The organism is Zavarzinella formosa DSM 19928 (genome assembly GCF_000255705.1).
GTDB lineage: Bacteria > Planctomycetota > Planctomycetia > Gemmatales > Gemmataceae > Zavarzinella > Zavarzinella formosa.
Genome location: NZ_JH636447.1, coordinates 311,561 through 319,354, shown reverse-complemented (window position 1 = coordinate 319,354; position 7,794 = coordinate 311,561). Strand labels below are relative to the sequence as shown.

Sequence of the window (7,794 nt, the reverse complement as noted above, 5' to 3'; positions counted from 1 at the left end):
TGGGGCGAATACAAGCCGCTGACGTGTGCCAGAAAGATTTGCCACACCCCCTCCGGCTCCCCCTTGGCAAGGAAGGGGGAGCCGGAGGGGGTCTCCGAAACACCAGCTCACGCGATGATAAAAAGAGATCGACGAGATTCGGCATGACAAAGAATTGCGGCCCACGCCACTCTTGGACGCTGAAGCCGGGCGTAAGTGAAAGGAAGCCGACCGGACGAATATGGGCCTTCGACCAAAGAGACGCGGATGTTGCCAGAGAATACGCTCACCGATAAACGCTGTGGCCCCTGCGAGGGGGGCATGGGTCCGTTGCCGCATGACGAAGCGGCGACCCTTCTTGCCCAAACACCGTCATGGGTGATCTCAGCGGACGGCTCGCGCATTCGCCGTGAGTGGCTGGTGAAGAACTTCGCCGCCGGTTTGGACTTCTTTCGGCGGGTGGGCGAACTGGCGGAGGCGGAGGGACATCATCCGGACCTGCACTTGGTTTCCTACAGGCAGGTCACGATTGAACTCTGGACGCACGCGGCGAACGGCCTGACAGAAAACGACTTCATTTTGGCCGCCAAGATCAACGAGATACCCGTCGAGTTAAAACGATAACGGGCAAGCACGGAGACCAACAAACCAAAGAGGCAACCATGAGGCGATCGCAGTATGTTTTGCTTGTCGCGGCCTCGCTGGCTTTCGCCGGCTGCCAAAAGCCGGACGATTCGGAAGGCAACCCGGCGGATTGGGAGTTGAAGCCCCCCGCCCCCGGCAGTCTGCCTGTCGAGGCCAGGGCGAAGATGCCCGGTCTTTATCCGGCCGGGAGCCGGATCAAAGACACATTGGCCCCCGGCGGGTTTGGTTTATGGAACAACTTGCCGAAAGACCTCGCCGGGCAGGAATGGGGGGCCAAGGACACGGTGATGATTGTCGCCTTTCCCGATGAGCCGGCGGCCTATTTCAAGGACCGGGGATTTGCCCTCCGCGTGGTCAACCGGACTTCGAAAACCATCCCGTTCGACGCCTGCGACTCGATGCTGTCAATCATCCGCGAGGCGGCGGACGCCTCCGGAACGTGGCGAGAGATCGAATCACCACGGGAAGAGATTTGCGGGAACAGCCTCCATCGGGTCTTCCTCGGGCCGGGCCAGTATTGGGAATTCCCGGCCCGGCTCTATGGCGGCCCGACGCAGACCAAATTCCGATTCCGGCTCGATCCGGGCGGCGGCCGGGCCGCCATCTACTCCAACGAGTTTGAGGGCCGGATGTCGGCGGCTCAGTTTGGCCCCGGATAAGCGGATTCAACAGGCATCTTGATGTGAGATTCCAAGAGCCTCACCGCGTCAGGGGCGAGGAAGCGCATGGTGAAGAAATCGTCGCCTGACAATTCACCGTTCGGCATGGGAAACAAGGAGGGATCAATGGGCATTCGACGAATCGTTCCGAACATCGTCAGTTCTTGCCCCGATTTGTGCCGGGATTTCTACGCCGGCTTCCTCGGGTTGCAAGTGGCGATGGACATGGGATGGATCGCCACCTATGTCTCGCCTGACAATCCGACCGCGCAAATCAGCATCATTCGGGGGGAGAATTCGCCCGTCGCGGGGCCGTCCGTTTCGCTCAGCATTGAAGTCGAGGATGTGGACCGAACCCACGAGGAGGCGGTCGCCCGCAGGTATCCGATTGTGTATCCGCTGACCGACGAGCCGTGGGGGGTTCGCCGCTTCCATGTGGCCGACCCGAACGGCGTCATCATCAACGTGATGTGCCACCAGACCCGCGAGGGCGCGGGCCAAAAACAGCCCTGACCAATCGCCATTCGGCCCCAATGCGAGACTTTCTTGGCGGCAGTTGTTTACAACCGGCGGTACGACATCGGGTTCCTCGGGCTGGAGCGGCTTCATCCGTTCGATTCCCGGAAGTATGGCCGGGCGTGGCGGGAATTGAACCGGCTCGTTGGCCGGGATCTGCGGCGTTATCACATTCCGGTTGATCGCGGGGTTTCCGACGAAGAATTGCTTCTGGCTCATTCGCCGGAATATCTGGCGAGAATGAGCCAGTCGAAGAACATCGTCGCGGCCCTGGAAATTCCGAGCCTTCGCCGTGCGCCTGCGTTCTTGTTGCGTTGGAATGTTTTGCGGCCGATGCGTTGGGCGGCGCGCGGCACCGTGCTGGCGGCCCAAGCGGCCATAAGTTGCGGGGCGGCCGTCAATCTTTCCGGTGGCTACCACCATGCGAAGCGGGACGCCGGCGAGGGCTTTTGCATCTTCTCTGATATTGCCGTCGCCATCCGGCAGCTACGGGCCGAAGGGCGGATCAAATCCGGCCAGCGGATCGCCTATGTCGATCTGGACGCGCACCAAGGCAACGGCGTCTGCCATCAGTTCCGGGATGACCGCGATGTGTTCATCTTCGACATGCACAACCCGTCCATCTACCCGTGCCGCGATGTGGAGGCACGCCAGCGGATCGATTGCGATCTGCCGTTGCCAGTCGATTGCGGGGGCCGGGAATACCTTGGCCTCTTGCGCAAACATCTGCCGGGGTTTCTGGATTCGATCTCACGTTCGGGAACCGTCGCCTTGGGGATCTTCAACGCCGGGACAGATGTCATTCAAGGCGATCCGCTGGGAGCCATCGCGCTATCGGCTGAAGATATCCTGGAGCGTGATCTTTATACGTTCGGGGAATTTCGCAAACGGCGAATCCCGATGGTGATGTTGACAAGCGGCGGTTATACTCGGGAAAGTTACCGCCTGATTGCCGCGAGCGTCTGTGAGCTTCTGCGACAGGACGGGACCGTGTCAGGATGATTGGAAACGGCGGCAGGCTTCAAATAGGCATGGTGTCACGCGGATCGGGGAATGAGGACGCCGGTTTTCCACAGGAGAAAGATTCGTGCATGTGGCAGGCAAAACTTGCGTGTTGTGTCGTCAGCACATCAACGGCAACCGTGACGGGGCATTCTGCGACCGCTGCGACAGTCCCGTTCACATCAGTTGCGTGGAGGCCGGGCCGCCGCCGGAGACGAAGGATCCGTGCAAACGATGCGGGGCGTCCCGGCGCGCCCGGCGCGCCCAAGAGCGGAAGGCGGAACAGGCGGAAGCGGCCGAGAACCGGGCCGCCGGCCGGCCGGAAGTGTTCGGGGGATTGGTTCTCGTGGCCGCCGGGCTGACGGGCGCCTGCGGCTTGATGGCCATGATGGGCGGGAACCTGATGATGTTCCCGACCATTTTGATCGCCATCGGGATCGGACTGATCGCCCGAGGATCGCAAAAGATGAAGGGAAGCGACCCCGGCGAGTAACCCGGCGGGGCCGCAGAAAGGCGAGCCATGTTTTTTCCTCCGCCACCGAGAACGGAACACCGGGCCGCCGAATCGGACGATGTTCCCCGGTCGCGGTGGCTGGCCGCCTGGGCCGGACGGCGGCCGTGGCGTTTTGCCATCGTGTTCACCGTCGGCGTGTTCGCGGTGTTTTCCTTTCTTCCGGTTTGGAAGGCATGGTATTTCAGTTCGTGGGAGGGCCTCGGCAAACCGGCGTCCTTTTGGACGATGCTGGCCTCCGTCCCGCGTGCCGCCGAGCAAGTGGACGCTTGGAAACTGGCGGCCGATTTCTATGGCTCGGAATGGTTCAAATTCGGCGCACTGCTGTGTGCCTCCTTCGTGTTCGGGCGGGTGCTGGCCGGTCGGTGCAAGGGCGGATCAGCCTGATGTCTGGCGTCGAAGAAATGCCGAAGAATGGCGGGCGGCGTCAATTGTATCATTGGTTTTTTCAGTCGTGGATTTCCCGGCGTCCGCCGTGTAAGGTGGGTGTGGATGAGTTGGAACATTGAAATCGCGCTGGTTCAGATCGCGGAATCGGCGCCGTTGCGGGACATTGTGCCGGATGTCTTCCGGGCGACCGGCCGGGTGGTTGGTTTTGAGGACGCCACCTCGGTGACGCGGGACACGGATCTTTGCGCCTCTTGGGTGAAAGGCTGGGGCGTGGTGATCGACATCAACTGCCGCCTCTCCGCGATCCCTTATCTAAAGGAAACATCCGCCAAGGGGGCCACGCACGTCGCCCGGCTCTCCGGCTTTCCCTTGGTTGTTCAGTTCGACAACGGCAAACAAGTTGAACAACATGAGGGGATCGCCGCCATCCTTGGCGGACTGGGCCTGAACAAACGCAAAAAGGGCGCCCCGCGAGACGGCGAATCAGCGGCCATCGAATGGCTCAAGCAACGCACCGGCGTGCAGTTCACCGATGATTTTTGGGGTCTTCCGTATCAAGTCTTTGTGCTTGGGTAATAAGCTGGCGGCAGAGATTGTCAGACAGGCAAGATCGTGAGCTGACGATTAGTGAGAAATCAACAGACATTAGTAAATGAATTCAAGAGCCCCACTGCGTCAGCGGTGGGGGTGGCCGTCACCCTCTGAAAACACCCCCACCGCTCACGCAGTGGGGCTCTTGAATTCATTTACTAATGTCTGTTGATTTTGCATTCAATGCCGCCAAGGACAGGCTGGTGAACTGGTCGTGTGCAAGAAAACACCGAAGTCCAAAACGAGAGGCACATCAATGGAGGAACCCTTCGACCGGATCGAAAGCCTCTATCTTTCACACGCGCTGGCCGGTCGGACGCGGTTCTATCCAGAGGCGGACCGGGCCGTCATCGGGACGATTCGATGCGGCGTACTGTTCGTGATGGCGTTCTGGAGCGGCCCGGCCCGGCGGGCGTTTGCCGAACTCAAGCGTGTTTTGGAAACGGTTGATCCCGGCGGGCATTTGGAATTGGTTGTGGTTGACACGGACGGCTGCCCGGATTTGTACGACATGTCAGAGTTCGCCGGCGCGTTGGCCGGCGCCGGGGAGACCGCCTGGGTTCGAGACGGGCGAATTGTTTGCACTTCGGGATTCGGTTATCGGCCTGAATGTCTTGAGCCGAACACCCGGCGACTGTTGAATGACGGGTCATGATTCGCTTTCGAGACTTCAAGCCCAACGGCACTTCGCCGCCGGGCTATTTCATCAGATGTTGGAGACAACCATGCGATATTGCCTCATGTTGGTGGTGGCGGCCGCCGTGTCGGTCGCGGCCGAGCCGGAAGCGAAAAAGCTGCCGGAGTCGTTTCAAGGCAAATGGGACATCGTCTCGGCGAGCGAACGGGGGCAGCCCGGCGACCCGGACAAGATCAAAAAGCACCCGGTCACGTTTGCCGGCGACCAGATGGAGATTATCTACGAGGGCGACAAAACGATGAAGCACACGGTGACAGTCCGCCCGGACAAACAACCGGCCGAGATCGATCTGGCGCTGCCGAAAGACGTCGCGAACGGCAAGGTTCTCCGGGGGATCTACAAGTTCGAGGACGGTCAGTTGACCGTCGCCGTGGGCCTCGACAAGGACTCGACCCGCCCGGCGAAATTTGAATCCGCCGGCGGCGAGAAACCGACCCTTCTGATGACCCTGAAAAAGTCGAAATAAGCGAGGCGAAAATTGAACAGGCCGTGAACTGGCGGCCGGCAAGGGAATCGCCGACTGGTTGCGAGCGACGGAGCGAGAACGGTCGCCTCGCCCCCCCGGCCTCTCCTCTCAAGTGAACAAGGAATTAACATGAAATCAATGTTGTCAACATGCCTGGTCATCGGCATCTCGATCAACATGCTGTGCGAAGGCCGGGCAACGGACCCGGCGCCGAAAAAGACACCGACGATCAAGTGCGAGATGCGTTGGACAGGCAAAGGCGAAGTTTCTTTGAACGACAAGCGATATTCGTTTGACGCCCCTGATGCCGCTGATGTGACGATCACCAATATCTCGGATGAAGATGTGGATATCGGATCAGATTTTGGGCCGAGATTGCATTTGGACCTCCGTGTCAAAGACCCCGCCGGCGTTCAGGTAAAAACAGAGCCGTACTCGTCCAACCTTACAATACGGTCATTGGCAAAATCAATTCCACATATCCTCAAGCCGGGGGAGGCTTATAAGATCCGGGTTGATTTGCTTTCTACAGTGCCGGAGGAAAAGCGGATCGCCGGAACATACAAGGTGGTGGCCGTCTACACGATTGGCGAAACCGAATACAAGTCAGCCGAGGTCGAGATCAAGTGGCCTTGGAAAGCGAAATAAGCGGCACCGATCACATGGATGATGCCGAGCTATCATTGATTTCTCCGTGAAGGCACGGGATGATTGAATATGAGTGCCGAACGATGAGAAGGACGCCGATGGCGATGGCCGATCCGAAAATGGTGATGGAGCTTTACCGCCTGACGGGCATGCCTGTCATGGCCTGCAAGGCCGCGCTGGAAGAAGCCGGTTGGGAAATGGCGAAGGCCATTGAAGCGTTGCAGTGGATTACCCGTTCCAAGCATTCGTGTCATCATGCCTCCCCGGAGTTTTGGGACCAATTCAGGCCGCAGCCCCCGACGACGGCGGAAGATCCCGGCCAATAGTTCCCGGTCATGCCGATCAAACCGGCGGGGTAAGATGGTCTCGTTCTTCTTCAAGGGAGTCATCATGCGTTCCATTGCCGTCGTCATGCTGACCGCGTCGGTCGCCCTGTCCGCGCCGATGCTCAAGGACCGGGATGTGTTCTTTTATCCGACACAGGCGGGAGATGAAAGCGTCTATGAGGAACAGACGGACGGCAATACTTCAGAGCTTAAAGTGACGGTGACCAAGGTGGAGAAGACGACCGGCGGACACATCATCACGGTCCGGTGGGGGAACGAACCGGGGAAGACACTTGAAAACCGGGTGACGGTTACCCGCAACGAAGTGACCGAATTGAACGGGCCTCCGTCCAACCCCAAACCCGGCGCCCCGCATCTCAGGTTGCCGGCGAAGGAAGGACTCACTTGGAAGTTTGAGCCTTATGGCCCTGACAAGCCGGAGGCCGCCAATTCCGTGTATCGGGTGGCCAGGGAGGAAGAGACGGTCGTGACCCCGGCGGGCACGTTCAAGGCGGTCCGCGTGGAAGTGAAGACCGGTCCGAACGGGATATTCAAGGACTCGGTCGAGTGGCATGCCCCGCGCGTCGGTCTGGTCAAGGTCGAGATGAAAGTCGGCGACACCCGCCGGACGGTCGTGCTCAAGTCGTTCACGCCGGGGAAGTGATCCGGCCGCCAGCGGCGACAGAGATCCATGTGATCCGGCGTCAGAAGGCCCGCTCTCGCTTCGGCTTGACCGTCCCCGCCTTTTTGATCGCCCGGAGTTTGGCTGTCTTTTTGCGGCTCCGGAGTTCGCAAGGCTTTATGTAATATTCATGGGACCGGATTTCCTTCTTCATCCCGCTCCGCTCCACCAGTTTCTTGAACCGGCGGAGGGCCGAGGCAATCGGCTCCCGGTCGTGGACGCGCATCTTCAATGACATTCGGTCTCCCGCAAAGATCCTTCGACGGACGAACAGGTGACTATACGGGATGAGATTCGTTTGCCCCCCAAATAAACTGGTTCGGGTCTCCCTCTCGCCGCCAACAGGCTACAGCCCTTCGGCTTGCCGGATTTTCAAACCGGTCAAAATCGACCTCAAAATGACCGGATTTGAGTGAGAAAACGCTCTCCGGCGTCCATTTTTGGACAGTCGGACACCCCAAAAATGGTCAAAAACAGCGGGCCAACTGAACACTATTTTTCAAAACTCCCGGCAAAACAGAGGGGTCGCTTAATGATTTTGGGCAAATGCGCAGCGATTTTGACCAATTGAAAATGGCCCAAAATGAGGAAGGCTCGCGACCGGCCCGGCCACACACCTCCGAACACGGTCACTGCCCGTCGGGAAATCGTTGAACCGGCGGAAGTCGCGGTACCCTCGCTC

The 7,794-nt window shown here is 59.4% G+C and carries 13 protein-coding genes; 12 read left to right on the top strand and 1 reads right to left on the bottom strand.

Annotation, left to right across the window (positions count from 1 at the left end; genetic code table 11):
* The first annotated feature begins 246 nt into the window (after window positions 1-246).
* From BGIM_RS0138235 to BGIM_RS0138180, 12 genes are all read left to right on the top strand, one after another.
* Window positions 247-603: a 4a-hydroxytetrahydrobiopterin dehydratase gene (locus tag BGIM_RS0138235; RefSeq protein ID WP_029631453.1), complete on the top strand. Its 357-nt coding sequence runs from the start codon at window positions 247-249 to the stop codon at window positions 601-603.
* 38 nt (window positions 604-641) lie between these two features.
* Window positions 642-1,283: a hypothetical protein gene (locus BGIM_RS0138230; RefSeq protein ID WP_020474889.1), complete on the top strand. Its 642-nt coding sequence runs from the start codon at window positions 642-644 to the stop codon at window positions 1,281-1,283.
* 126 nt (window positions 1,284-1,409) lie between these two features.
* Window positions 1,410-1,796 carry a VOC family protein gene (locus BGIM_RS0138225; protein WP_029631449.1) on the top strand — a complete coding sequence of 129 codons (387 nt, stop codon included), beginning with the start codon at window positions 1,410-1,412 and terminating at the stop codon, window positions 1,794-1,796.
* 33 nt (window positions 1,797-1,829) lie between these two features.
* Complete coding sequence (locus tag BGIM_RS0138220; RefSeq protein ID WP_020474887.1) at window positions 1,830-2,801, top strand: histone deacetylase family protein; 972 nt, start codon at window positions 1,830-1,832, stop codon at window positions 2,799-2,801.
* 85 nt (window positions 2,802-2,886) lie between these two features.
* A complete protein-coding gene (locus BGIM_RS0138215) occupies window positions 2,887-3,294 on the top strand; it encodes a PHD finger domain-containing protein (RefSeq protein ID WP_020474886.1) in 408 nt (135 codons plus the stop codon).
* A gap of 27 nt (window positions 3,295-3,321) precedes the next feature.
* A complete protein-coding gene (locus BGIM_RS0138210) occupies window positions 3,322-3,699 on the top strand; it encodes a hypothetical protein (RefSeq protein ID WP_020474885.1) in 378 nt (125 codons plus the stop codon).
* Between the two features lie 105 nt (window positions 3,700-3,804).
* Window positions 3,805-4,278, top strand: a complete 474-nt coding sequence (locus tag BGIM_RS0138205) for a hypothetical protein (protein WP_029631445.1) — start codon at window positions 3,805-3,807, stop codon at window positions 4,276-4,278.
* A gap of 271 nt (window positions 4,279-4,549) precedes the next feature.
* Window positions 4,550-4,948, top strand: coding sequence for a hypothetical protein (locus BGIM_RS0138200; RefSeq protein WP_020474883.1), 399 nt, complete (start codon window positions 4,550-4,552; stop codon window positions 4,946-4,948).
* A 70-nt stretch (window positions 4,949-5,018) separates the two neighbouring features.
* Window positions 5,019-5,456 (top strand): TIGR03067 domain-containing protein, encoded by a 438-nt coding sequence (locus BGIM_RS0138195; RefSeq protein ID WP_157369740.1) that lies wholly within the window; start codon window positions 5,019-5,021, stop codon window positions 5,454-5,456.
* Between the two features lie 129 nt (window positions 5,457-5,585).
* The gene (locus BGIM_RS0138190; RefSeq protein WP_020474881.1) at window positions 5,586-6,104 is read left to right on the top strand and encodes a hypothetical protein; all 519 of its coding nucleotides are present in this window, start codon (window positions 5,586-5,588) and stop codon (window positions 6,102-6,104) included.
* A 59-nt stretch (window positions 6,105-6,163) separates the two neighbouring features.
* A complete protein-coding gene (locus tag BGIM_RS0138185) occupies window positions 6,164-6,430 on the top strand; it encodes a UBA domain-containing protein (protein ID WP_020474880.1) in 267 nt (88 codons plus the stop codon).
* Window positions 6,431-6,494: 64 nt separating this feature from the next.
* The gene (locus tag BGIM_RS0138180) at window positions 6,495-7,094 is read left to right on the top strand and encodes a TapB family protein (RefSeq protein ID WP_157369739.1); all 600 of its coding nucleotides are present in this window, start codon (window positions 6,495-6,497) and stop codon (window positions 7,092-7,094) included.
* 40 nt (window positions 7,095-7,134) lie between these two features.
* Here BGIM_RS0138180 and rpsU read toward each other — a convergent pair whose 3' ends face one another.
* Complete coding sequence (rpsU, locus tag BGIM_RS0138175) at window positions 7,135-7,350, bottom strand: 30S ribosomal protein S21 (RefSeq protein ID WP_020474878.1); 216 nt, start codon at window positions 7,348-7,350, stop codon at window positions 7,135-7,137.
* Window positions 7,351-7,794 lie beyond the last annotated feature (444 nt).